Here is a 24,835-nt window from a genome sequence, read left to right as displayed (position 1 = left end):
TTGGCCCCGCGCAAGCCGCCCTCGATTCCTGCAAGATGGAACACATGGAACACAGTCAAAGGTAAAGAAAACAGCCTGATCGCAGCAAGCACGGCGAGCCGCTATAGACCATGTTTTCAGCGAGATATATCGAGCAGCCGGCGACATGGTTGCGATTGTAACGAAAGGCCAGCGTGTAGGAAAGCGTCAGGCCTGACTCGCCTCCGAGGCACTAACTCCCGCGTCCGGTACCGCGACAGGCAAGACCGGTAATGCTCGCAAGCGGGCGCGCTATTTCAGGCTGGCGGGACCAAACGCCCTGGGCAGCAGCTTGGACAGGCGCATCTCCACCACCTCGTCCTCGCCCGCGCACCACACCACCGGGTCAGTATCGCCCAGTTCGGCGAGCTCGTTCAGCACCTGGCGGCAGCGGCCACAGGGCGTAACCGGCGCGGCGGTATCTCCGATCACCGCCACTTCCTCCAGCCCGCCGCGATGGCCGTCATCCATCGCTTTGGCCACGGCCACAGTTTCCGCGCACAGCGCGAGGCCATAGCTGGCATTCTCCACATTGGTGCCGGTCACCACCGTGCCATCGGCAAAGCGCAGCGCCGCGCCGACGCGGAAGTTCGAATAGGGCGAATAGCTGTTCTCGAGCGCGCGCCGGGCCGCGGCGATCAGGCTGTCCCGGTTGTTGTCCTCGCTCATCACGCTCTCCCCTTCACGGCTGCACCACCACCCATTCGACCGGCTCGGTCGCCGCTTCGGTATGCCGCGCGCGGTTGGCGGTCCACAGCAGCCACGGGCGCCCGCCGTAACGCGGCACGAACCGGTCACGCGCCAGCCACAGGTCACGCTCGATCCGTGCGGCGATGCCATAGCGTTCTTCGAACTCTTCCGACAGCTTGAGGACCACCGGTTTGCCCGTGTGCATCTCTACCTGGTTGATGAAGGTCAACAATTCGCTTTCGACCGCGGCATCGCTGACGCGCTCAGCGCAGGCATCCGCCGTGACCTCAAGCGCGATCGCGAGCGGCAGCGATGCCTGATCGCGCGGCACCAGGGTGACGAAATTGGCCGATTGCGCATCGGCACCGCTGCAGGGGTCGAATTGATGGACCGCCCCCACCATCAGCCCGGCCCGGCGCGCAGCGGCAAGATTGCGGCCAAAGTGAGCATCCTGTCCCTGTGCACCTGCGCTGGCATAGAGATAGGCAAAGCTTCCGCCCAGCGCGCGGACAGTTTCGAAACCGACCAGGCCGCTATGCTCGCCCACTGCCACGCCCTGCTCTGGAAAGGCATCCTCGTCGGGGGCGAATTGCTGGATATCCCACCAATACCATGCTGCGCCCAGCAGGGCGGCGAGCAGCACCAGCGCCAGCAATCGCAAGCGCCATGGGCGGCGCACCCGCTTTCGTTTGGCGACCACCCCCGTCAGCCCTTGATATGAAGCACGCAGATCAGCGTGAACAGCCGGCGCGCGGTGGGAAAATCGGTTTCGACCTTGCCGTCAAGCCGTTCGAGCAGCAGTTCTGCCGCATGATCATGGATGCCGCGGCGGGCCATGTCGATCGTCTCGATCTCGGACGGTGTGGCCTTGCGGATGGCCTGGTAATAGCTGTCGCAGATGGCAAAATATTCGCGAATCGGACGGCGGAAACGCGCCAGCCCGATAATCAGCGTTTCAAGCAACTGCTCATCATTGTCGCGAATTTCCATCGCCAGCCGCCCGTCCTGCACCGCAAGATGCAAGCGATAAGGGCCTTTCGCACCGCGCTCTACGCTGCGCAGCGGCTTGAAACTGTTTTCTTCGATAAGGTCGAAAATCGCGACGCGTCGCTCCTGCTCGACATCGGCATTGCGCCAGATGATCGTCTCCTCGTCGAGCGAGATGTGGGCAATGCGAAATTCTTCGGCCATGGTCATGGTGCCTTTCGCAGATGCAGCAGGGCCGTTTCAAGCATTTCCATGCGCCATCCCCGCTATCCACAGCCAAGTGCGCCAAATTTGCCAGCATTGGCCCTTGGCTTCAGCCTGTCCGGCGCGCAATAGAGGCGCATGTCCGAAACCAATGTGATTGCCCGGCCCCAGGCGGAAGCCGAAGCTGCAAAGGCCGCAAGGCTACCGTCCAATGTCGAAGCCGAGGCCGCCTTCCTTGGCGCGGTCCTGATCGACAATCGCGTGATCGAGGAATTGCGCACGCCGCTGCGCGCGGAACATTTTTTCGAGCCGCTCCACCAGCGCATCTATGAGCGCATTCTCAAGCTTTTGGAACGCAATGCCACCGCCAGCCCGGTTACGCTGAAGCCCTATTTCGAAAGCGATCAGGCGCTGGGCGAGCTGGGCGGCACCAGCTATCTGGCGCAGTTGACGCAGGACGGCACCGGGCTGCTCGCAGCGGGTGAACTGGCGCAGCAGATCTATGACCTGGCGCTGCTGCGTGAATTGATCAGCGTAGGGCGGCAGCTGGTCCAAGGCGCGCTTGATACCAGCGATGAAGTCTCGCCGATGGACCGCATCGCCGAGGCCGAGGCGCAGCTTTACCAGGTGGCCGATGGCGCCACCACCGGCAGCGAGGCGGAAAGCTTCCGCAGCGCGGCGATGACCGCGATCAAGATGGCCGAAGCGGCGATGAATTCGGGCGGCGGCCTGTCAGGCAAGACCACCGGGCTTGACGTGATCGACCGCAAGACTTCGGGGCTGCATAATTCGGACCTTGTGATCCTGGCCGGGCGGCCGGGCATGGGCAAGACTTCGCTGGCCACCAATATCGCCTTCAATTGCGCCGAAGAGCATCTCAAATGGCAACGCGACGGTGGCGAGTTCAACTATGGCGCGCCGGTGGCTTTCTTCAGCCTGGAAATGAGCGCAGACCAGCTCGCCACGCGTATTCTGGCCGAACAGGCAGAGATCAGTTCAGAGGCGCTGCGCAGCGGCAAGCTGACACGTGACGAGTTTCAGAAACTGTCCTTCGCCAGCCAGCAACTGGCGGAGCTGCCGCTTTATATCGACGATACGCCCGCGCTGACCATCGCGGCGCTGCGCACACGCGCGCGGCGGCTCAAACGGCGCCACGATGTTGGGTTGATCGTGGTCGATTATCTCCAGCTGCTGCAGGGCTCGGGCCGTGCCAATGACAACCGCGTCAACGAGATTTCGGAGATCAGCCGGGGCCTCAAGACGCTGGCCAAGGAACTCAGCGTGCCGGTGATCGCGCTGTCGCAGCTCAGCCGTGCGGTCGAACAGCGCGAAGACAAGCGCCCGCAACTCTCGGACCTGCGCGAATCAGGCTCGATCGAACAGGATGCCGACATGGTGTGGTTCATCTTTCGCGCGGATTATTATCACGAGGCGAGCCGCCCCGACATGCCGACCGAAAACAGCTCGATCGAAGCCACCGATAAATACCGGACTTGGGAAGAACGCTATCTCGAACTCAAGAACAAGGCGACGCTGATCGTGGCCAAGCAGCGTCACGGTTCGACCGGCAATGTCCCGCTGCATTTCCAGAGCGAGATCACCAAGTTCACCAGCCCCAACATGAAGGATTATTCGGACTATGGATTTGAATGATCGCGGGGTTCTGGCCAGCGCTCAAAGCCCGAGGTTGAGCCGCCGCGCCACGGTATAATCGAGCACCGAGACCATGAACCACGCCATCCGCCAGCGGATCCGGCTGAGCACGGTCGATTTGCTGCGATACCATTCGCGCGTGACCGGCATGCTCGATGCCTCGAGGTGATCGATCATTTCCCGCATCCGGTCGGCCAGTTCGGCATCTTCGACCCGCACCATCAGCTCCAGATTCAGCCGGATCGAACGCATGTCCATATTGGCGCTGCCGAAATAGGTCACATCATCAATTACCAGCAACTTGAGGTGCAGTTTGCAGGGCTCGAACTCGGCGATGCGCACGCCTGCCCGCAACAGCCCGCCATAAAGCGCGCGCGAGGCGCCAATGGTGGTCGTATTGTCGGATTTTCCCGCCATCACCAGCCGGGCCGAGCCACGCCGGGCAAGTTTGCGTATCAGGCGCCGCATGCTTCGCGGCGGGCTGAAATAGGCCATTGCCAGGTCCAGCCTGTTGCCGCGGGAAATGTCGCGCTTGACCGTGCGCGCCCACGCACTGGTGATACGCGACGGTCCGCCGAGCAGCAATTGCACCGGCCCCTCGCCGCCGTTCCAGTCGCGAATCAGGCGGCGGATAGCGAAGAACTGCGAGCTTCCACCGGCCAGCCAGCCGCTGAGCTCGCCAAACCATTGCACGAAGCTGTCCACCACGGGGCCCTCGATGCACACGCCGAGATCGCACCAGCCGTTTTCCTGCGGGGTGGCGAAATAGTGATCCGAGACATTGAAGCCGCCGGTCATCACCCGTGCATCATCGGCGATGACGAATTTCTGGTGGTTGCGGATCAAATAGCGCACGTTCCAGCGCGGCGAGAACAGGCTGAAGCGGCCGCCCGCACGCACGACCGGCGCGAAAAAGCCTTCCGGCGCATCGCTGCCGAATGCGTCGATGACAAGATGCAGGTCCACCCCGCGCTGTGCCGCGCGGATGAGCGCGCCGCGCACCACGGTGCCGGAATGGTCGGGCTGAAACATGTAGAAAAAGATCTTGAGCGAGGTTTGGGCGCTGTCGATCACCTCAATCAACGCTGCCAGCCGGTCCAGTCCGCCCGGGAAGAATTGGAAGCGGTGCCCCGCGCTGGCGATCTCGAAGCTCTCGGCATCGTGGAAATCCACGCTCTCATCGAGCGAGTTCAAGGTGCCATCCGGCTCAGCCATGATAGCGCCTTACGCAAGCCCGGCAGGCAGCGCAAATTCTTGACTCGCACCGCTACTCCACCTATCTGGCGCGCTTTCCCGGCAAACCTATTTGCATGAGAGGCCTTCATGGCACGCGTTACCGTTGAAGATTGCGTCGACAAGGTTCCCAACCGTTTCGATCTCGTCCTGCTGGCAGCCCAGCGGGCACGCGAGATTTCGGGCGGTGCCGAAATGACGATTGACCGCGATCGGGACAAGAACCCGGTCGTCGCCCTGCGCGAGATCGCCGAACAGACGGTCAAGCCCAAGGAACTGTACGAAGCGGTGGTCACCAATTTGCAGAAGATCCTGCCCGATGATGAGGACGAGGCCGATGCCATCGGCTCGCTCAGCCAGTCGGCCGAAGCGCTGCGCATCACTGCGTCGGCGCCAACCCGTTCGACTTCGATCGGCGCCGATTTCGACGGCTGAATCGCCTGTTTGCGAACAACACAAGAGGCCGCCCCAACCGGGCGGCCTTTTTGTTTGTGCCAAGTTCGCTTATTGTCCCTGAAGCCACGCGACACGGGGGATTGATGGGCGAAATCGGCGAAGCATTGGGAACGGCGGCTGAAGGCGGCCTGTTTGCACGCGCATTCGGTGGAAAGTCCGGCGCATTGACAGACAAGGCTGAAAGCCCGCTTGAAAAGGGCCATTTCGCCGAGGGCGCCTGCCTCAATTGCGGCACCGAACTGGTTGGCGCGCACTGCCATTCCTGCGGCCAGAAGGCGCATCTCCATCGCACCATCGGAGCGTTCCTGCACGATCTGATCCATGGCGCGCTGCATCTGGACGGCAAGATATGGCGCACCCTGCCGATGCTGGTTGCCCGGCCCGGCAAGCTTACCCGGCGCTATATTGACGGTGAACGGGCGCGGTTTGTCAGCCCGATGGCGATATTCCTGTTCAGCGTGTTCCTGATGTTCGCGGTGTTCCAGGTGACGGGAACTTCGCTGACCAATGTCGGCGTCGAAAACCCGCAGCGTATCTGGGACGTGAACGCAGCGCGGGCAGATATCGTCTCCAATCTCACCGCGTCACAGGCAAGACGCGCCAGGCTGGCAAAGGATTTGGAGGTCATGGCCGCGCAAGGCGCAGAACCTGCTCGACTGGCCGAAATCCGCGCGCAGATCGAGGAAAGCGACCGCCTGATTGCCAGTAACATGGAAGGGCTGAAAGTATTCGACGCCCTGAGCACCGGCGATTCAGAGCCAATTTCCGTCGCTGGAGCCGATACCAGCAGCAAAGCTGTGGCGGCGGAAGCTGAAGGTGCCATCGCTGACGCCGCCTCCACTGTAACTGGTATCGAATTTTTAGACCTGGGCATCATCAAGAAGTGGCAGGAGAATCCCAGCCTGATGCTCTACAAGCTGCAAGCCAATGCCTATAAGTTCAGCTGGCTTCTTGTGCCCCTTTCAGTCCCGTTTGTGTGGCTGTTGTTTTTCTGGAAGCGGCGCTTCAAGGCCTATGATCACGCGATATTCGTTACCTATTCGCTTGCCTTCGTGTCGCTGCTGTTCATTGCGCTATCGCTTCTGGCCATTGCAGGAATCGGCGGTGGATGGGTTTTTGCGGCTCTCGCCATCATTCCGCCGATCCACATGTACAAGCACCTCAAGTATACATACGGACTGAGCCGCTTTTCCACGCTATGGCGGCTATACATACTGCTGGTATTCGAATTAGTTACCCTGGTGCTGTTTCTTCAGCTGCTGCTCGTGCTGGGCGCCTTCTGACCAAGCAAAAGGCGCCCGGATTGACCCCAGGCGCCTTCTGTAATCTTGCGAAACGGACTTGCGGCGCTCAGGCCCCCTGCGGGGCAGTGCCACCTTCGCCGCCGAACTTCTTGCCCGCCTTGGGTACGGCAGGGCCGGATACCGGCTGAACTGCCCCAGCATCGCTGGGCCGGTCGGGCCGGTCGATCTTGCCATCCTTCATCAACTGGTCGATTTCATCGCCAGTGAGCGTTTCGTATTCGAGCATAGCCTGTGCCAGCAGATGCAGCTTGTCTTCCTGCGCGGTGAGAATCTGGTTGGCGCGTTTGAGCCCGCCTTCGACCAGCGCCCTGATCTCGGCATCGATCAGCTTGTTGGTGTCTGCACCTGCCATGGTCCGCGCAGTCTGGCCCATGCCAAGATAACCTTCCTGGCTGGCCTCGTACTGCAAGGGCCCGAGCTTGTCGGACATGCCCCATTTGGTGACCATGTTGCGAGCAAGATCGGTCGCATACTGGATATCGCTCGACGCACCGCTCGATACCTTGTCATGTCCGAAGATGATTTCCTCGGCCACGCGCCCGCCCATGCTGACGGCCAGATTGGCGAGCATCTTGTCGCGGTGATAGGAATAATTGTCGCGTTCGGGCAGGCGCATCACCATGCCCAGCGCGCGGCCGCGCGGAATGATGGTGGCCTTGTGGATCGGATCCGATGCCGGCTCGTTGATGCTGACCAGCGCGTGGCCGGCCTCGTGATAGGCGGTCATCTTCTTCTCGTCATCGGTCATGACCATAGAGCGGCGCTCGCTGCCCATCATGACCTTGTCCTTGGCGTCTTCGAATTCCCGCATCGCGACCAGGCGCTTGTTGCGACGAGCTGCAAGCAGCGCCGCCTCGTTGACCAGGTTGGCGAGGTCCGCACCAGAGAAGCCCGGCGTGCCGCGCGCAATGGTGCGCGGGTTCACATCAGGCGCAAGCGGCACTTTCTTCATGTGCACGCCAAGGATCTTCTCGCGCCCGTCGATATCGGGGATCGGCACCACCACCTGGCGGTCAAACCGGCCGGGGCGCAGCAATGCCGGATCAAGCACATCGGGCCGGTTGGTGGCGGCGATGATGATGATGCCTTCATTGGCTTCGAAACCGTCCATTTCGACAAGCAGCTGGTTCAAGGTCTGCTCGCGCTCGTCGTTCGAATTGCCCAGGCCGTGGCCGCGATGGCGGCCAACCGCGTCGATTTCGTCGATGAAGACGATGCAGGGCGCGTTCTTTTTTGCCTGTTCGAACATGTCGCGCACGCGGCTGGCGCCGACGCCCACGAACATTTCGACAAAGTCGGAACCTGAGATGGTGAAGAAAGGCACGCCCGCCTCGCCGGCGATGGCGCGCGCGAGCAAGGTCTTGCCGGTGCCGGGCGAGCCGACCAGCAGCGCGCCCTTGGGAATCTGGCCGCCCAGCTTGGAGAATCGCTGCGGATCGCGCAGGAATTCGACGATTTCCTCCAGCTCCTCGCGCGCCTCGTCAATGCCCGCCACATCTGCGAAGGTTACCCGGCCCTGGCGCTCTGTCAGCAGCTTGGCCTTCGACTTGCCAAAGCCCATGGCGCCGCCACCGCCGCCCTTCTGCACCTGGCGCAGCGCGAAGAAGGCAATGCCCAGGATCAGGATGAAGGGCAGCGACTGGATCAGGATGTAAAGCAGCAGGTTGGGCTCTTCGGCAGCCTGCCCCGAATAATCAACACCGTTTTCATCGAGCAATTGCGGCAAGCCGGGATCATTCCCGATCGGAACGGTCGAAAACGGGGTGTCGTTCTTCATTGTGCCGGTGATCTTGTCCGGCGCGATCTGGACTTCCTTGACCGTGCCTTCAGCCACCGCATTGCGGAAATCGGAATAACGGATCTGCGTTCCCGCAGTCTGTGAAGGATTGCCGAACATCGACACCGCAAGCAGCAGTGCCATGAACACGCCGCCCCAGATCATCAGGGTCCTGATCATCGGATTGGGCCCTTCGGGGCCGCCTCCGCCATTGGGATCACGCGGATCGCGTTCGTCGTTCATCTTCAGAGTATCCTTTCGTCCCCGCCAATGTAGGCAGCGCAAGGTGAATGGCAAGATAACGCGCGAATGCGGCGGTGCGATCCCTCAATCGGTACATTTGCGCGAATAGGCGCGCAGGAACACCTCGACCGCCCCGGTGATACGCCGCGTATGCTCTGCCTCGACGGGGGTGAAGCCGAAACGGCGCTCGAGATCACCGATGCCTTTGCACATCGACACGAACTGTTCCGCGGCCAGCCCCGGATCGGGAATTTCCAGTTCTCCCTGCTCCTGCGCATGGCTCAGGAATGCAGCGAGAGCAGCCTTCATCCGCCACGGTCCCGCCTCTAGAAATGCGCGCCCGATATCCGGATCATGTTCGGTTTCGGCAGCGATCCGCCGCTCGAACTGCACCATTTCAGGGCGCGACAGAAAAGCGAACATCGCTTCGCCTATGGCTGTGAGCCGCGCGCGGATCGACTGGCCTGCCTCCGGTGCGATTGCGAAATGGCCCCGCACCCGTTCGCATTGATGCTCGACCGCTGCCGCGAACAGCGCGCGCTTGTCACCGAAATGGTTGTAAATGGTAACCTTTGATACACCGGCATCCGCCGCAATCTGCTCGATCGAGGAAGCCGCGTATCCGACATCGAAGAACGAGGCGGTCGCGGCCTTGATGATGGCATCGTGCTTGGCCGCATCAACCGGCCGTCCGCGCGCTTTTTGTGCGCCAAGTGCAGTATCGTGGGAACCTGCTTGCTTAGCGCCAGTTGACAAGCTGAACACCTCCGTTCAATTAAACGATAGCGTTCAATAATGATCGAAACGGGCTGATTCGGCAAGCCCGGCCAAATTGCAGGGTTTCCGATGCTGTGGATCGCCATTCGAATGCTTACGGGAGACAAGACCAAGTTCTACGGGCTTGTGTTCGGCATTGCTTTCTCGACCCTGTTGATCACCCAGCAATTGACGATCTTCGTCAATTTGATCGAGCGCGGCGCCAGCGGCGTTTACAACAATTCCAATGGCGACGTTTATGTCATGGACCCGGTCAGCCGCACCACCGATGTCACCTTTCCCTTGCCCGCGACCGCGCTGGACCAGGTCCGTTCGGTTGCGGGGGTCGAATGGGCCGTGCCGCAGCTGCGCGCCAATGCGGCAGTGCGCACCAGCGAGGGCGATCTTGAGCAGGTGGCGATCATCGGGGTCGACGATGCGACGCTGATCGGGCTGCCCAAGCGCCTGCTCATTGGCAGCAAGGACGACCTTTCGATCCCCGACACAGTGATTATCGACGATGTCGGGGCGAGCCGGATGTTCCCCGCGACCGACGCGGTGGGCCAGCGGCTCGAACTCAATGACCAACGCGCAATCATTCGCGGCATGGCCGATGCCATCCCCAGCTTCACCAGCACTGCCGTGCTCTACACCACCTACTCACAGGCGCTCCGCTACGTCCCCGGCACGCGCAACCGGATGAGCCTGGTGATCGCGGGGAGCACGCCGGATGTATCCTCGCGCCAGCTAGCCCGGCGGATCGAACGGCAGACCGGCCTCAAGGCGCGCACGCACGAGGAATTTGCCCGGGACGGGATCGATTTCATCATCGAGAATACCGGCATCCCGTTCAATTTCGGGATCACCGTTGCTTTGGGCTTTATCGTCGGCGTAGCGATTGTCGGGCTCACCTTCAGCCTGTTTATCCGCGACAACATCCGCCAATTCGGCGCGCTCAAGGCAATCGGCGTTACCAACGCCAAGATCAGCCGCATGGTCGCGGTGCAAGCCGGGGTGGTGGGCGCAATCGGCTATGCCCTGGGCGTGATCGGCACTGCGGTGTTCATCTGGGGCTTCGCAAGCAATCCGACCTTCAAGGGTTTCTATGTGCCCTGGCAGATCCCGCTCATTAGCCTGGTGGCGGTGGTCCTGATCCTTGCGTTCACAGGCTGGCTAAGCCTGCGCAGCGTCCTCAAGACCGAACCGGCGGCGGTGTTCAGATGATGCTCGACACCAGCCAGATCGGGGGCTGCGACCCCAATGCGGCGATCTGCGCGCGGCGAATATCGCGTGATTTCCTGTCGGGACAGCAAACGATCCGCGTGCTCCACGGGATCGATGTCAATATCCATCCGGGCGCGCTCACCTATCTCGTCGGCGAGAGCGGATCGGGCAAAACCACACTGATCTCGATCATGTGCGGAATCCTGTGGCCGACCGAGGGTGACGTGCGCATATTCGGAACCGATATTTACGCGCTGGGCGATACGGAGTTGGTCAATTTCCGGCTCCAGAATATCGGTTTTATCTTCCAGCAGTACAATTTGATCCCGTCGATCGATGCCGCTTCCAACGCTGCGGTGCCGCTGATCGCGCGCGGCATGAACCGGCACGAGGCGCGCGAGAGGGCGGTCGCGATGCTCTCCAGGCTCAATATTGCCGATCAGGCTGACAAGCTGCCCAGCCAGCTATCGGGCGGGCAGCAGCAACGCGTCGCGATTGCACGCGCGCTGGTGCATGAACCGCGCCTGGTCGTGTGCGACGAACCCACCGCCGCGCTTGATGCGCGCTCCGGCCGGCGCGTGATGGACCTGCTGCGCGAGGTGGCGGTGGCCGAAGACCGCGCCTGCATCATCGTTACCCACGACAACCGTATCTTCGATCTCGCCGACCGCATCCTCGTGCTCGAGGATGGCCGGATTACGCATGATGGCACCGATATGCCAGAGGACCATTGAGATGGCATTCCTTCCCCAGGACTTAAGCTTTTCCCGCAAGCTATTGCCCGCCTTGGCGGCGCTCGGACTGATCGGCGCAGTGCTGTTCATCTGGCTCGGCACGCCTGACCGATCGCTCAGCGAACCTGACGAGACACCGCTCACCGCTGGTGAGGAATTCGCCAAGGTAGCGCGAGTGTCTGGCGCGGGCATTGTCGAGCCATCGAGCGAGATCATCGACATCGGAACCGCGCTGGCCGGTCTGGTGACCGAGGTGTATGTCCAACCGGGCGAGTTCGTCGAGAAGGGTGCGCCGCTGTTCGTCGTCGATGACCGCGCTGCCCGGGCCCGGCTGCAGGAGGCCAATGCCGCGACCGGCGAGGCGCGGGCGGCGATCGAAGAGGCATCGACCGCCAGCAGCACCGCCCGCCAGCAGCTTGATCTCTACACCGCAATCGATGACCCGGCAGCCGTCAGCCGCAGCGAAGTGATCCGCGCCGAAGGCGAGGCCAAGGCCGCTTCCACCCGGCTCCAGCTGGCGCGCGCGCGCCTGGCCGCAGCGCAGGCTGCTGCGCAGAGCGCCCGCACCGAGCTTGAGCGCTTGACCGTACGCGCACCGATCGCGGGCGAAATCCTGGCGGTGAATATCCGGCCAGGCGAATTTGTTTCAACCACCGGCGGCAACAGCGAACCCTTGATCCGTATGGGCGAGACCCGCCCGCTGCATATCCGCATCGATATTGACGAGGATGACGCGTCGCGCGTCGCGCTTGGCAAGCCGGCAATAGTCTCACCGCGCGGTGCCGCCGAACGCCGCGTCAAAGCCAGCTTCGTACGCGCCGAACCATTGGTCGTGCCCAAACGCTCGCTGACCAACTCGTCTGCCGAGCGGGTCGATGTGCGCGTGCTCCAGGTGATCTACGCCCTGCCCGAGGAAGCGCGTGGCACCTTCCTTGTCGGTCAGCAGGTTGACGCATTCATCCCCGCGCGCGGAGGCGCGAACAAATGAAACCGCCTCGTTCGCTTGCCGCGCTTGCGGTGCTGGCGCTGGGCGCCTGTGTAGCCGGTCCGCCGCCCGAAATCGCGACGCCGGCACCTGAGCTGCCTGCCGAGTTCCTCTATGCGCCCAATGTCGATGAAAGCGCCGCATTGGCGCAGCTCCTGCCAAGCGATGATCCAGCCTTTGCCGAGCTCGCCCGCCGCGCGCTGGCCGACTCGCCCAGCCTGGCCGAAGCACTTGCCCGGGTCGATGCAGCAAGGGCTGCCGCCAAGGGTGCGGGCGCCGCGCGGCTTCCGGCAATCGGCGCCAATGCGTCGGTGGAAACGCGCCGCAGCAATCCCGCCCAGTTTGGCGGCGATGTGTCCTCGGCGCTTCCGTTCGATACTGAACAGACTGCCTATGCGGCGAATCTCACGGCCAGTTGGGAAGTGGACCTGTTCGGGCGCCTCAAGGCCTCCGAACGCGCCGCTCTTGCCCGGCTTGACGCGGCAGATGCCTCAGCCGAAGCGGTGCGCATTGCCTTGCTGGCGGAAATTGCCGGTGCTCTGATTGATTGGCGCAGCAATGCGGGCCGCGAGGCCGCGCTGGCACAGGACCTTGAGGCCGCCGGGCGGCTCGCCAATCTCGCCGGCAAGCGCGAGGAGGCCGGGCTTGCTCCCGGTTTCGATCGCGTGCGCGCCGAGGCAGCTGCCAGCCAGTCGCGCTCGCGCCTCGTCGCACTTGAAAGTGAGCGCGCGCAGATCATCGGGCGACTGGTCGCGTTGACCGCGCAGGATGCCGCGACCCTGGACAGCCTGCTTTCCGCAGATGCTGGCCCCGCCGGTCTTCCCCCCGCCCCGCAGGCGCTCCCTTCGCTGCTGCTCACCGCGCGGCCCGATGTCCGCGCCGCTGCCGCCGAACTTGCGGCGAGCGATGCCGAGCTCGCCGCCGCCGCGCGCCAGCGGTTTCCGCGGCTGACCTTGTCAGGGACGCTTGGCTTGCTCGCGTTCGACCTCGGCAAGCTGTTCGATGACCAGTCGCAAATCTATTCCGCCAGCGGCGGAATCCTCGCTCCGCTGCTGGATTTCGGCCGAATCCAGGCGCAAATCGATGGTGCTGCGGCAGGCAAGCGCGCTGCCTTCGCCGCCTATCGCGGAGCTGTTTTCCAGGCTTTGGGCGAAGCTGAAAGCGCCTATGGCGTGGTGGCGGGCGCCGATGCGCAGGCCGCCGCCGCCGCTCAGGAAAGCATGGCTCTCGAACGCGCGGCAGAGCTTGCCGAAGTGCGCTTCCGCGCCGGGCTGGCTGATTTCCTAACCGTGCTGGAGGCCCGCCGTGCCGCCGATGCCAGCGGCGAACGGGCAGCTGCCGCGGCAGGCCGGGCGAAGCGCGCGCGGGTGCTGTTGTGGCAGGCATTGGGCGGCGACGCTCAGCCGACCAGCCGGTCCACCACCCAATAGGCCGCGGTGATCCCGATCGCATAGGTCGCCGCCTTCACCGCCGGGGCCTCCGCCTTGGGTTCGAGCCGCCTGACAGCGGCGCGCAGCGCCAGTACCGCAGCGATGACCAGCAGCTGGCCTGCCTCGACGCCAAGATTGAATGCCAGCAATGCGGCTGGCACTTCGCCTTCAGGCAGACCGATTTCGCGTAGCGCCCCGGCAAAGCCGAAGCCATGCAGCAGGCCGAAACCGAAAGCAACCAGCCACGGCCAGCGCCGCGTCCAGGTTTCGTGATCGGTACGCGTCAGCTCGACCGCGAGAAACACAATCGAGAGCGCGATCAGCGCCTCAACCGGGCGCTGCGGCAGTCCGGCATAGCCCAGCGTCACCGCCACCAGCGTTATCGAATGCGCCAGTGTGAATGCCGTCGCCGCCTTCACCACGGCCCAGCCGCCCTGCACCAGCAGCAGCAAGGCAATCACGAACAGCAAGTGATCCCAGCCCATCAGGATATGCTCGGTGCCGATCTTGAAATAGTCGGCGAAGACTTGCCAGGTGCTGGCGCGCGCCACGATTACCGCCTGCGGCTGGCTGGCGGTCAGGCGATGAGTCTGGACCGGGCGCGCCAACGGAGCCACCATCAGCAACGCATCCGCATTACCGGCCAGCCCGGCAAGCGTGATGGCGCCTCCCGAAACATCGCCATCGCACGTCACTTCCGCATGTCCGATCACCGCCATCGCGGCGGAGCGGGTGACAGGATCGCCCCGGAACCGGCAATTGCCCGGGATTTGCGGAACGGCCAGCACGCCCGTTTCGGGCGATGTCAGCGGCTGTTTCCAGTCAAGCGTCCATTCGCCCTGCGCGCGTTCGGTGAAATCGATCGAGAATGGCCGGATTTCGTCCGCGGCGGCTGGCCCAGCCATGAGCAGCATCACCAGCAATGCTGCGAGCCATCTCACCGCTCAATCTTCACATTATAGGCGCCGCGCAACAACTCGTATGCGGCTTCCTTGCGCGCGGCGATGGTGGCGGTGCGCCAGTCATTTTCGACCTGTTCGCGGATGTCCTCGAATGGCGGCACCTTGCCCGGTTCACGCCGCTCAAGCCGCACCAGGTGCCAGCCAAGGCCGGATGGCACTGGCCCTTGCCAATCATTCGAAGGCTCAAGCCGGTCGAGCCCCACCAGGAACAATTCGCCGAAACTGGCAAGCACTTCGCGCCGCGATTTCGCATTGATGCTCGCCGGCAGGCTGATCGCGCCTCCCGACCGGCGCCAGTCCGAGCCGCTCCGCAACCGGGCGAGGCCCGCTTGCGCTTCACCATCTGTCTCGAACCAGAGCTGGTCGAGCGTATAATGCACTTCATCGGCGAAACGCTGGCGGTTTTCGCGATACCATTTGCGCATTTGTGCCTCGTCAGGGCGAGCCGTCTCGGCGCGGGCACTGGCGATCATGTCCATCTTCTGGGCCATGCGCCGGCGCACCACCGCATCGCCCTGGTCGAGCCCCAGCCTGAGCGCCTCGCGATAGAGCACCTCGTCGCGAATGTAGTTTTCGATCTGCTGGTCAAGCTCGGCATCTGTCGGCGCGCGGCCCATGGTCCGCTCAAACACCAGCGAAAGCTGTGCCAGTTGCTCGCGGTCGACATCAATCGTACGGCTTGCCGGATCGACCTCTTCACCGCGCAGCGAGAACAGGCCGAAGATCAATATTCCCGCAAGCAGGAAATGGACCAGCGGTTCGCGGGTCCAGCCAGGTAAATTCACTTGAACCCCGTCACTTGGCTGCTGGCTTGATCCAGATCGGCGAGGAATAGGCGCGTTCCTGCGCCACCGCATCGGCCATGGCATCTGCAGGCAGCTTGATGCCGAACCGCACAGCATCATAGAGCGTCCAGCGCGGAGTGGGGATTTCGATCACGCGCACGTAATAGAATGCCCGCTGGCCGGCGCGATAATCGGGATCGGTCCACACGCTGCGCAGCTCGGCGGCGCCAATGGTATTGGTATAGGTTGCTGCTTTGCGGTCCACCGTGTCGCCCACGGCGCGTATCTTGCCGCCAGCCGCGCGGCGTCGTTTCATGTCCGACCAGACCACGTCATAGACGCGTTCCTGCAAATTGCCCGATGCATCGACCCAGCCCTTGACCACTTGCACACGGTCGAGATTGGCGCCGTCCGGATCTTTCATCGCCGAAATCAGGAAGCTCGGCGCCTTGCCGCTATCGGTCAGTTCGCCGCCCATCGGCACGCCCCGGCTATACCCCGCGCGGACCCAGTCACCGCCCCAGTCCTTTTCGGTAAAGTCAAAGCCGCCGAAGATACGCACCACCATGCGCGGCCCGGTGGTGGCATAGACTTCGCGCCGCTTGAAGGCATCGAAGATTTCGGCGCGCGTGTTGCCTCGCGCCCATGCCGCGGCATAGCCACCGGCAAGATAGTGCCAGCCGAACCGCCCTTCGCGAGTGCCGAGGTTCTGCGTCTGGAGCGCGCGATCCTTGATCGCCGGTTCGTTGCCGGTGTGTTTGCCAAAGAAATTGTCTTCATCGGCGGTCGCCAGCGCCGTGTGGCTGTCGGTCGAGCCGACCAGGCCGAAGGCATAGGGATTTACCCCCAGCTGCTGTTCCAGCGACAGGCCACGCTTCAATGCCTCGCGGATATAGCTGCCACCGAACATGTCGGGCGTGGCCCGGCGGGTAAGCGGCAGATTACCCAGTTCCCAGCCCTTCACGCCGAATCCGGCAAATTCGTCATTGGGCGACAGGAAAGGATGCGTTTCGCTGTCGCCCTTGATCTGGGTCACTTCGACCACCGGCTCATGCCTTGCCCTGCGTCGCGCATATTCGGCGGTCATCGGACCGCCATCGGCAAGAGTCAGTTCGAACATCAGGCCGTTGGAGACATTGGAATTATGCGGGATAGCCAGCACCTGGCCGCCGGTTTTCTTTGCATAGGCATCCATATAATCCCACAGCCCCTCCACCTTGGTTTCCAGCCCGGGATAGGGGATGGTCTGCTTGGTCTTGTCGCTGCCGTCGCGGAACATCACCACGCGGTGGAGATTGTTGCCGTCCGGCATCAGCGTGTATTCGAATCCCGCCAGCGCGGTGAACTTACCCGGCTTGTTGTAGCGGTCGAGCGTGTCGAGATGGTTGGACCAGATATCCAGCGTATCCTCGTCCTGAGCCTCCTGGTCGGCGGTCAGGGCTGCAGGCAATTCGTCGTTTGCCGCCGCATTGATCAGTTCGGCTACGGCGCGCTGCGACTGCTGGGGGCTTTCGTGCATCATGTCATGCCAGCGCAGCAGCGTCTCGTCGCGGATCAGCATGCGCGGGGCGTCATAAAGCCGCTTGGTCGCGCCCAACCCGTCTGAATGGTCGGCAATGACAAGGAAATCGAGCGGCCGCGCCAACCTGGCCTTCACGCCAGTGGTCGAAGTCACTTCCTCGCCCGAGGCAAAGCGCAGCGCCTCTTCCGGGCCAAGCCGCACGCCAAAGCCGAAAGCATCGATGGAATTGTCTGTGTGGAGGTGCGTGTCACCCCAATAGGGGCGATCGGGAAATTCGGCGAGTTCGATTGTACCCTCGCCATTGCCGCGCTGCTCCTCGCTGGCCGTGCTGCCGCACGATGCCAGGAACAAGGCTGCCCCCAAGACAACAAGACTTGCAGATATTTGGCGCATCGAACCCACTCCCATCGGCTCACCGCACACAAACCTGCGCCCTGCCGCAGGGCTGCGTCAAGAGCGAACGATCGAACCGGCGATGCCGTAGCGTTACGCGGGCATTCTCTTGAGCAGCGCGCTGCGTTCGCAGCGGCAAACCACCTCGCCGCGCTGGTTGAGCGCCTCGTGCACGAAGGTGACGATTCCCGCATCAGGGCGCGATTTGCTGCCCCGCAGTTCCTTCACCTCGGTGGTTGCGCGCAGCGTATCGCCGATGAATACCGGCTTGGGCATCACAAGCTTGTCATAGCCAAGGTTGGCTACCAGCGTGCCAAGCGTGGTGTCACCTACCGAAAGGCCCACCATCAGCGCGAAGGTGAAGGTGCCGTTGACCAGGATCTGGCCGAACTCGCTCGCCCTGGCCGCTTCGACATCAAGGTGAAGCGGCTGCGGGTTATGCGTCATGGTTGTGAACAGCAGATTATCGGTTTCTGTCACGGTGCGGCGGATCTCGTGCTCGATCCGCTCACCCACCTGCCACTCGTCGAAATACTTGCCAGCCATCGAATTCAGTCCTCCCGTGCCCACCGCGCGACGACATCGGCGCCGTCCATCCCGCTGTCACGGATCGTACCCGGTGTGCGGCTGAAGCGCGGCGCGGGCGCGGTATGCCACACGCCGTCACGCTCTACATAGGCTTCGCGCGCCTTCAGATGCGGATGCTCGCGTGCTTCGTCGAGCGGCAGAACTGCAGCGACGCAGGCATCGCTACCTTCAAGGATTTCGCACCATTCGGCCTGCGTCTTCGTCTTGAACAGCGCAGTGAGCCGATCAGCCATATCGCCCCAATTGGCCGGGTTGTCGCGCCCTTCGGCCAATTCGGTCGCACCGATCTTTTCCAGCAGTTCGGCATAGAATTGCGGTTCAAGCGCGCCCACTGAAATCTCGCGCCCGTCGGCGCATTCGTAGCAGCGATAGTAATGTGCTGCTCCGCCCAGCAAGCCATCGCCACGTTCGGTCTTGATGAAGCCGATCTGGCGGATACCGAAGAAGAAGCTCATCAGGCTGGTCGTGCCATCGACAATCGCGGCATCGACCACCTGCCCCTTGCCCGATCGCTCGCGTTCGTAAAGCGCGGCCATGATCCCGAAGGCGCAATACATCGACCCGCCGCCGAAATCGCCGACCAGATTCTGCGGCGGGATCGCCGGTTCTCCCTTCTTGCCCACCGCCGCAAGCGCGCCGGTGATCGCGATATAGTTGATGTCATGGCCTGCAGCATGGGCAAGCGGCCCCTGCTGGCCCCAGCCGGTCATGCGTGCGTAAACCAACCGCGGGTTGAGCGCGAGCAATTCGTCCGGCCCAAGCCCCAGCCGTTCCATCACGCCTGGACGGAACCCTTCCAGCAAGACGTCGGCATGTGCCGCCGCATCGCGGCAGAATTGCCGGCCTTCATCGCTTTTGACGTCCACCGCCACGCGGTGCCGGGCGCGCTCGACCACGGGATTGAGGATTCGCCCTCCCTGGCGTTCGATCCGCACGACTTCCGCACCAAGATCAGCGAGCAGCATGGCGACATGCGGACCCGGGCCGATCCCGACAAATTCGACGACTTTCAAACCTGTCAACGGACCGTTCGATTGCGGCATGTTCCTTCTCCCTGATCTCGGCTGATTCTGCATGGCGCGCCCGCACCGCTGTTGCAAGCCTATACAGACCGCTGCGGGAGGGCCGAAAAAGATAGGAAAACGCGGGCGGGCGCTTGCGCTCCGCGCGGCCTCTTGATACGCATAAATACAAAGTAAAATAACGAGAAAAGTAAAACGGGTCTGCTTTACATTGTTTCCCATGAAGGGGCCGCAAGGGGGCTTGATTTCGGACTGCCAGGCACTTGCGCTGGCGGTTACCGGTGAGAATTGCCGTATTCGGGCTTGGCTATGTGGGCAGTGTGGCCGTGGGCTGCCTTGCCAGCCAGGGGCACAGCGTCATCGGTTTCGACATTGACGAAACCAAGGTCGCGGCGATCAATGCGGGCAACTCGCCGATAATCGAGCCGGGTCTCGATAGGCTGATTGCCGAAGCCGCGCGATCGGGCAAATTGTCTGCCGCGACCGGAGCCGAAGGCAAGCTCGACAGCTACGACATTGCCTTTGTATGCGTTGGCACGCCAAGCGCCGATGACGGGCAGGGTAATGCGCAGGAAAGAATGATCCTGTGAACAGACCCCGCATCCTTGTCACCTTTGGAACAAGGCCCGAAGCGATCAAGATGTTTCCGGTGATCGAGGAATTGCGCAAGCTGGACTGCTTCGACTTGCGCGTGGCGGTGACCGCTCAGCACCGCGAATTGCTCGACCAGGTGCTCGCGCTGGCGGGCATCGTGCCGGACATCGACCTTGATCTGATGGAGGAGGCGCAAAGCCTTGACCGGCTGGCCGCCCGGATCATCAGCGAATTCTCTACTGTGCTTGACCAGATCCGTCCTGATCGCGTGCTGGTCCATGGCGACACACTGACCACGGCGATGGCGACACTCGCCTGCTATTTCCGGCAGATTCCGGTCGGGCATGTCGAGGCCGGGCTACGCAGCGGGAACATCTACTCGCCCTGGCCCGAAGAGGCGAACCGCAAGCTCACCGGGGTCATCGCCGATTTGCATTTCGCCCCCACAGTTCGTGCTGCCGAAGCGCTGCGCAGCGAGAGCGTGGATCCGGCACGGATCCATGTGACCGGAAATACCGCCATCGATGCCTTGCTGCGCTGCCGGGCGATCATGGCCCAGCAGCCAGAGGGGGCAAGCCCGATCGATGGACTGCGCAAGCGGTTCGCCGACAAGCGCATCATAGCCGTCACCGCGCACCGGCGCGAGAATTTCGGCCCTGCCATGCACCAGATCGCGGCGGCTCTGCGTATTCTTGCCGCGCGCGGCGACGTAGCGATCATCTACCCCGTTCACCCCAATCCGCATGTCCAGCAGCTTATGCGGGAGGTGCTATCGGGCGTGTCCAACGTCGCGCTGCTGGACCCGCTCGACTACGCGAATTTCGTGCGGATGATGGAGCTTAGCCATCTTGTACTGACCGACAGCGGCGGAATACAGGAAGAAGCGCCAAGCCTAGGCAAGCCGGTGCTCATCATGCGCCGCGAGACCGAGCGAACTGAAGCGGTGGAGGCTGGAACCGCGCGGCTTGTCGGCACGGATACCGACACCATCGTAAGAGAAGCAACCCGCCTGCTAGATGACGAGTCGGCCTATGCCGCCATGGCAAGGGCCACCAATCCCTTCGGCGACGGACAGGCTGCGCAGCGCATTGCCCGCATCCTTGCTGAATACCACCGCGCTTGCTGTTCCCCGACGACACATTCCTAGCGATTGGCGCGCCTGATACCTGCACCAGCATTCGCCGACACGCTCGGGCGCGCAGGCGCGGCAGGTGCCCGGTTCGATTGCATGCGGCTGCGGCGCAGCTTGCCCGCAAGCGAGGGTCAGATCATGCCGCGCGCGTGCCAGTGATCCTCGCCTGCGGCCCTGGTTTCGTCGGCCCGCATCAGACTGGTGATGGCGCGGTCCTGCGACAGGAAGACTTCGCCGTGCAGATCATCGAGGAAGTGGGATTTGTGCAACCGGTCCATCACCGGCCCCTTCACTTCTGACAGGTGCAGGCTGATCCCGGCATCGCACAGCCGGTGATTGATCGCCTCAAGGCTTTCGAGCCCCGATGCGTCGATCGCATTCACCGCCGAACACATCAGCACCACGTGGCGCAGTTCGGGCTTCTCGGCAACGCGTTCGAGCACATATTCCTCCAGCCAGCGCGCGTTGAGATAGCTCAGGCTTTCATCGATCCGGATCGAAAGGATATGCGGCCAGGTGATGACCTTGTGCCGATCGACATTGCGGAAATGTTCGGTGTCAGGCACGCGCCCGACAATTGCGGCATGCGGGCGCGAAGCCTTCCACAGGTAGAGCAGCAGGCCAGTCGCGACACCCGCGATGACACCCGTCTCCACGCCCATTGCCAGCGTCACCGATATGGTCGCAGCATGGGCGCTGAAGTCGCTTTTGGAATAGCGCCACAATTGCACCGGCGTGCGCAAATCGACCAGGCTCAACACCGCAACGATGATCGTCGCCGCCAGCGTTGCCACAGGCAGCGAAAACAGCAGCGGGGTCAGGAAGACAGAGGCCAGCGCAATTCCAACGGCCGTATAGGCGCCCGCCGCCGGGGTCTGCGCGCCAGCGTCAAAATTGACCACCGAACGGGCAAAGCCGCCGGTTACCGGATAGCCGCCGGAGAAGGCCGAGGCGATATTCGCGGCGCCCAGCCCGATCAATTCCTGATCGGGCGCAATGCGCTGGCGCCGCTTGGCCGCAAGGGTTTGTGCAACGGAAACAGACTCGACGAAACCGATGATCGAGATCAGCAGTGCGGGCACCCACAGCTGGCTCCACAGGTCCAGATCGACGCCGGGAACAGCCAGAGGCGGCAAACCGCTGGGTATCGCACCGACAATGGCGACGCCGCGTTGCTCAAGATTGCCCCAGATGACCGCCAGTATCGTCGCAAACACGGCCAAGACAGGCCCTGCCTTGGCCAGCAGGTCAGCCATGCGCGGCCCCAGCCCTGCGCGCATCAGCAGCGGGCGGGCACCCTTGCGCACCCAGAACAGGAAGGCGATGCTCAACCCGCCGATCGCCAGTGTGGGCGCGTTCCAGCCCATGATGTTCGAAGCCAGTGTGCGGGCAAGCTCGGGCAGATTGTCACCGCCTCCCTTGATGCCCAGGATGTGGCGCAGCTGGCTGGTCGCGATCAAAATGCCGCTGGCGGTAATGAAGCCGGATATGACCGGGTGCGACAGCAAATTGGCGAGAAAGCCCAACCGCAGTAAGCCCAGCAGCGCCAGCATCAGGCCCGAGAGCATCGCCAGCGCCATTGCCGCCTCAAGATATTCTGCGCTACCCTGTGCGGCCACGCTGCCCGCTGCGGACGCTGTCATCAGCGAGATCACCGCCACCGGCCCCACGGCCAGCGTGCGGCTGGTGCCGAGCAGCGCATAGGCGACCAACGGCAGGATCGAGGCGTAGAGCCCCACCACCGGCGGCAGCCCCGCCAGCAAGGCGTAGGCCAGGCTTTGCGGGATCAGCATGATGGTGACGATTACCGCCGCCATCATGTCGCTGCCCAGCATGGCGCGATCATACTGCTTGCCCCATTCGAGGATGGGGAGATACCGCGCCAGCCCGCTCACCGCATTTTTCCCTTGCTTCACGCGGCCATAATTCGGCGCTGATTGAAGTCGGTGAACTGGCGCTGCATCCACATGCCCGCCAGCATGGCAGCGACCAGCACGAATGGCTGCCAATCACCCAGCGCCATGCCCGCGATAGCGGGCCCGGGGCAATATCCGGCAAGCCCCCATCCGGCACCGAATATGGCGCCGCCAATCAGCAATTGCCGGTCTATCGTTTGGTTTTCCGGGATGAAGAACTGGGTGCCGAGCACAGGGTGCCGCATCCGCCGGGTGAACCAGTATGCGATCGACGAAGGGATGATCGCGCCAATCATGACAAAGGCAAGTGCCGGGTCCCACGCACCGAAAATGTCGAGAAAGGCCAGCACGCGCGCCGGGTTGACCATGTCGGAAAGCGCCAGCCCGGCTCCGAACACCAAGCCGGTCAACAGGGCAATGACGATCTGTTTCATGGCCTCAACCTCCAACCATCATTCGCGCGGTGCCAACCACCAGGAAGCCGACCAGCATGAAGCTGGCGGTTGCGGCAATCGAGCGCGGGGAAAGTCGCGACACGCCGCACACGCCGTGTCCGCTGGTGCAGCCATTGCCCATGCGGGTGCCGAAACCAACCAGAAGGCCAGCCACGATCAGCAGCGGGATGGAAGTCGTCACGCCGATGTCAGGCGTGCGCACCCAGTTGCTGACCAGCACGGCGCCGATTGGCAGCCCGGCAACGAAGGCCAGCGCCTGTCCGCGGGGAATGCCGGTATCGGCTATGCCCACTGCGCGCGCGACCATGCCGCTGATCCCGGCGATGCGGCCCGAGAATACCAGCAGCAGCGCGGCAGCAAGCCCGATCAACAGGCCTCCTGCCAGCGCTACCAGCGGATCGAGCGGTGCAATATCTGTCATGGCTGCAATCCTTTCCTTACAAAGTGTTTAGCGGAAGCTTGAGGTAACGGGTACCGTTGCTTTCGGGCTCGGGCAGGTGCCCAGCGCGCATGTTGATCTGGATCGAAGGCAGGATCAGCTGCGGCATACCCAGCGTGCCGTCGCGTGCCTCGCGCATGGCGACGAAGGCCTCCTCGTCAACACCCTCGTGCACATGCACATTGCCACTGCGCTGCGCACCGATGGTCGTTTCCCAGGCAAAGGTATGGCGGTTCGGTGCCTTGTAGTCGTGACACAGGAATACGCGGGCCTCATCCGGCAGTGCCAGCAGGCGGTGGATTGAACGATAGAGCGTGCGCGCATCGCCCCCGGGAAAGTCAGCCCGGGCGGTGCCATAATCGGGCATGAACATGGTGTCGCCGACGAACACCGCGTCACCGATGACATATGCGAGGTCCGCCGGGGTATGGCCCGGCACGTGCAGCGCGATGATCGCGATCTCGCCCAGTTCGAGGCGATCGCCATCCTTCAGCAGGATATCGAACTGCGAGCCGTCGCGGGCGAAATCCGATCCCTCGTTGAAGACCTTGCCGAATACTTGCTGCACGGTCAGGATTTCGTGTCCGATCACGATCTTCCCGCCGAGCTTTTCCTGCAGATAGGGCGCCGCCGAAAGGTGATCGGCATGGGCATGCGTTTCGAGCAGATAGGCCGCGCTGAGGCCGTTTTCGCGCACATATTCGATGATGGCATCGGCCGAGGGCGTGCTGGTGCGGCCCGAAGGCTGGTCGAAATCGAGTACCGAATCGACAATCGCCGCCTGTCGGGTCGCCGGGTCATGCACCACATAGCTGGCGGTAAAGGTGGGCTCGTGAAAGAAGCTCTGCACTATTGGCGCACGGGCTGGCACTGCGATCACTGCTTCGACCTCGCCGATGGCAGTTTGAAGATGGGTGTCGGTTGGCATGTCTGTCGCTCCTCAGTCTTTGGTGTCATTCCGCAGCATTCGGCATCGGCTGGCGCGTATCAGGCTCGCAAAAGATTACGTGTAGCGTGCCAAGAAGGCGCTCCGCACGCGGATCTTCGATGCGATAGAACACCATCTGTGCCTGTTTGCGGAACGCCACCAGGCCCTGCGCCCGAAGCTTTGCCAGATGCTGCGACAGTGCCGACTGGCTGAGGCCGACCCGCTCGACCAGCTCGCCAACGGGCAGCTCGCCCGCCTCGAGAAGGTGGCAAAGGATCAGCAGTCTCGGCTCGCTCGACAGCATCGCCAGGAAATCGGCTGCCCTGCCGGCATTGGCGCGCATGGCGCTCAGTTCAAAGGGCTGCGGAACAGTCATGCGATTAATATATTAGACATTTCTACTTT

Annotated in this window: 25 protein-coding genes; 9 read left to right on the top strand and 16 right to left on the bottom strand. The window is 62.7% G+C overall.

All coding sequences use genetic code 11. From position 1 onward, the window contains the following. Nucleotides 1–270: 270 nt before the first annotated feature. The 3 genes from ACX3VQ_RS08520 to ACX3VQ_RS08510 are packed head-to-tail and all read right to left on the bottom strand — an operon-like array spanning nt 271 to nt 1,899. On the bottom strand, nt 271–687 hold the full coding sequence (locus ACX3VQ_RS08520; protein ID WP_462580447.1) for a cytidine deaminase: 417 nt from the start codon (nt 685–687) through the stop codon (nt 271–273). Nucleotides 688–700: 13 nt separating this feature from the next. Beyond that, entirely contained in the window at nt 701–1,408 is a 708-nt protein-coding gene (locus ACX3VQ_RS08515) for a glycoside hydrolase family 25 protein (protein WP_462580446.1), read from the bottom strand. 5 nt (nt 1,409–1,413) lie between these two features. After that, nucleotides 1,414–1,899, bottom strand: a complete 486-nt coding sequence (locus ACX3VQ_RS08510; protein ID WP_462580444.1) for a UPF0262 family protein — start codon at nt 1,897–1,899, stop codon at nt 1,414–1,416. Nucleotides 1,900–2,037: 138 nt separating this feature from the next. Between ACX3VQ_RS08510 and ACX3VQ_RS08505 the strand changes: the two genes are divergently transcribed. Then, the gene (locus ACX3VQ_RS08505) at nt 2,038–3,552 is read left to right on the top strand and encodes a replicative DNA helicase (protein ID WP_462570430.1); all 1,515 of its coding nucleotides are present in this window, start codon (nt 2,038–2,040) and stop codon (nt 3,550–3,552) included. A 21-nt stretch (nt 3,553–3,573) separates the two neighbouring features. On the opposite strand, the gene ACX3VQ_RS08500 is transcribed toward ACX3VQ_RS08505, so the two are convergent. After that, nucleotides 3,574–4,767 (bottom strand): phospholipase D-like domain-containing protein, encoded by a 1,194-nt coding sequence (locus tag ACX3VQ_RS08500; protein ID WP_462580442.1) that lies wholly within the window; start codon nt 4,765–4,767, stop codon nt 3,574–3,576. A 108-nt stretch (nt 4,768–4,875) separates the two neighbouring features. On the opposite strand from ACX3VQ_RS08500, the gene rpoZ reads away from it, so the two are divergent. Further along, nucleotides 4,876–5,220: a DNA-directed RNA polymerase subunit omega gene (rpoZ, locus tag ACX3VQ_RS08495; protein ID WP_462570432.1), complete on the top strand. Its 345-nt coding sequence runs from the start codon at nt 4,876–4,878 to the stop codon at nt 5,218–5,220. Between the two features lie 104 nt (nt 5,221–5,324). Then, nucleotides 5,325–6,524: a DUF3667 domain-containing protein gene (locus tag ACX3VQ_RS08490; protein ID WP_462580440.1), complete on the top strand. Its 1,200-nt coding sequence runs from the start codon at nt 5,325–5,327 to the stop codon at nt 6,522–6,524. 67 nt (nt 6,525–6,591) lie between these two features. Here the strand turns inward: ACX3VQ_RS08490 and ftsH are convergent, their stop codons facing one another. Next, entirely contained in the window at nt 6,592–8,565 is a 1,974-nt protein-coding gene (gene ftsH / locus ACX3VQ_RS08485; protein WP_462580438.1) for an ATP-dependent zinc metalloprotease FtsH, read from the bottom strand. An 84-nt stretch (nt 8,566–8,649) separates the two neighbouring features. Further along, entirely contained in the window at nt 8,650–9,321 is a 672-nt protein-coding gene (locus ACX3VQ_RS08480) for a TetR/AcrR family transcriptional regulator (protein ID WP_462580436.1), read from the bottom strand. 111 nt (nt 9,322–9,432) lie between these two features. Here ACX3VQ_RS08480 and ACX3VQ_RS08475 point away from each other — a divergent pair, with 111 nt between their 5' ends. The 4 genes from ACX3VQ_RS08475 to ACX3VQ_RS08460 are packed head-to-tail and all read left to right on the top strand — an operon-like array spanning nt 9,433 to nt 13,694. Further along, nucleotides 9,433–10,545: an ABC transporter permease gene (locus ACX3VQ_RS08475; RefSeq protein ID WP_462580434.1), complete on the top strand. Its 1,113-nt coding sequence runs from the start codon at nt 9,433–9,435 to the stop codon at nt 10,543–10,545. Next, nucleotides 10,542–11,279 carry an ABC transporter ATP-binding protein gene (locus ACX3VQ_RS08470; RefSeq protein ID WP_462580432.1) on the top strand — a complete coding sequence of 246 codons (738 nt, stop codon included), beginning with the start codon at nt 10,542–10,544 and terminating at the stop codon, nt 11,277–11,279. Before ACX3VQ_RS08475 ends, ACX3VQ_RS08470 begins: the two co-directional genes overlap by 4 nt. Nucleotide 11,280: 1 nt before the next feature. Beyond that, on the top strand, nt 11,281–12,267 hold the full coding sequence (locus ACX3VQ_RS08465) for an HlyD family secretion protein (RefSeq protein ID WP_462580430.1): 987 nt from the start codon (nt 11,281–11,283) through the stop codon (nt 12,265–12,267). Next, entirely contained in the window at nt 12,264–13,694 is a 1,431-nt protein-coding gene (locus ACX3VQ_RS08460) for an efflux transporter outer membrane subunit (protein ID WP_462580427.1), read from the top strand. The genes ACX3VQ_RS08465 and ACX3VQ_RS08460 overlap by 4 nt, the downstream gene beginning before the upstream one ends. On the opposite strand, the gene ACX3VQ_RS08455 is transcribed toward ACX3VQ_RS08460, so the two are convergent. The 5 genes from ACX3VQ_RS08455 to ACX3VQ_RS08435 all read right to left on the bottom strand — a co-directional run bounded on the left by ACX3VQ_RS08455 (nt 13,664) and on the right by ACX3VQ_RS08435 (nt 18,987). After that, entirely contained in the window at nt 13,664–14,635 is a 972-nt protein-coding gene (locus tag ACX3VQ_RS08455) for a HupE/UreJ family protein (RefSeq protein ID WP_462580426.1), read from the bottom strand. The genes ACX3VQ_RS08460 and ACX3VQ_RS08455 overlap by 31 nt on opposite strands. Beyond that, entirely contained in the window at nt 14,632–15,441 is an 810-nt protein-coding gene (locus tag ACX3VQ_RS08450) for a peptidyl-prolyl cis-trans isomerase (protein ID WP_462580424.1), read from the bottom strand. Before ACX3VQ_RS08450 ends, ACX3VQ_RS08455 begins: the two co-directional genes overlap by 4 nt. Before the next feature lie 10 nt (nt 15,442–15,451). After that, complete coding sequence (locus tag ACX3VQ_RS08445; RefSeq protein ID WP_462580422.1) at nt 15,452–17,356, bottom strand: DUF3604 domain-containing protein; 1,905 nt, start codon at nt 17,354–17,356, stop codon at nt 15,452–15,454. A 93-nt stretch (nt 17,357–17,449) separates the two neighbouring features. Continuing rightward, nucleotides 17,450–17,902 (bottom strand): MaoC family dehydratase, encoded by a 453-nt coding sequence (locus tag ACX3VQ_RS08440; RefSeq protein ID WP_462580421.1) that lies wholly within the window; start codon nt 17,900–17,902, stop codon nt 17,450–17,452. Between the two features lie 5 nt (nt 17,903–17,907). Then, nucleotides 17,908–18,987: a CaiB/BaiF CoA transferase family protein gene (locus ACX3VQ_RS08435; RefSeq protein ID WP_462580420.1), complete on the bottom strand. Its 1,080-nt coding sequence runs from the start codon at nt 18,985–18,987 to the stop codon at nt 17,908–17,910. A gap of 260 nt (nt 18,988–19,247) precedes the next feature. On the opposite strand from ACX3VQ_RS08435, the gene ACX3VQ_RS08430 reads away from it, so the two are divergent. Then, nucleotides 19,248–19,556 (top strand): hypothetical protein, encoded by a 309-nt coding sequence (locus tag ACX3VQ_RS08430; RefSeq protein ID WP_462580419.1) that lies wholly within the window; start codon nt 19,248–19,250, stop codon nt 19,554–19,556. Next, nucleotides 19,553–20,707, top strand: coding sequence for a non-hydrolyzing UDP-N-acetylglucosamine 2-epimerase (wecB, locus tag ACX3VQ_RS08425; protein ID WP_462580418.1), 1,155 nt, complete (start codon nt 19,553–19,555; stop codon nt 20,705–20,707). The genes ACX3VQ_RS08430 and wecB overlap by 4 nt, the downstream gene beginning before the upstream one ends. A 116-nt stretch (nt 20,708–20,823) precedes the next feature. On the opposite strand, the gene ACX3VQ_RS08420 is transcribed toward wecB, so the two are convergent. Genes ACX3VQ_RS08420 through ACX3VQ_RS08400 form a run of 5 tightly spaced genes read right to left on the bottom strand, consistent with a single transcriptional unit; the run spans nt 20,824 to nt 24,806 of the window. Continuing rightward, complete coding sequence (locus tag ACX3VQ_RS08420; protein WP_462580417.1) at nt 20,824–22,587, bottom strand: SulP family inorganic anion transporter; 1,764 nt, start codon at nt 22,585–22,587, stop codon at nt 20,824–20,826. Between the two features lie 17 nt (nt 22,588–22,604). Beyond that, nucleotides 22,605–23,042 carry a DUF6691 family protein gene (locus tag ACX3VQ_RS08415; protein ID WP_462580415.1) on the bottom strand — a complete coding sequence of 146 codons (438 nt, stop codon included), beginning with the start codon at nt 23,040–23,042 and terminating at the stop codon, nt 22,605–22,607. Nucleotides 23,043–23,046: 4 nt separating this feature from the next. After that, complete coding sequence (locus ACX3VQ_RS08410) at nt 23,047–23,484, bottom strand: YeeE/YedE family protein (RefSeq protein WP_462580413.1); 438 nt, start codon at nt 23,482–23,484, stop codon at nt 23,047–23,049. 16 nt (nt 23,485–23,500) lie between these two features. Next, complete coding sequence (locus tag ACX3VQ_RS08405; RefSeq protein WP_462580411.1) at nt 23,501–24,430, bottom strand: MBL fold metallo-hydrolase; 930 nt, start codon at nt 24,428–24,430, stop codon at nt 23,501–23,503. A 25-nt stretch (nt 24,431–24,455) separates the two neighbouring features. Then, the gene (locus ACX3VQ_RS08400; RefSeq protein WP_462570477.1) at nt 24,456–24,806 is read right to left on the bottom strand and encodes an ArsR/SmtB family transcription factor; all 351 of its coding nucleotides are present in this window, start codon (nt 24,804–24,806) and stop codon (nt 24,456–24,458) included. Between the last annotated feature and the right edge of the window lie 29 nt (nt 24,807–24,835).

Source organism: Altererythrobacter chaiwopuensis (assembly GCF_054957735.1).
Note: the sequence above shows the minus strand (reverse complement) of the source record. Positions and strands in the feature narration are given on the sequence as shown.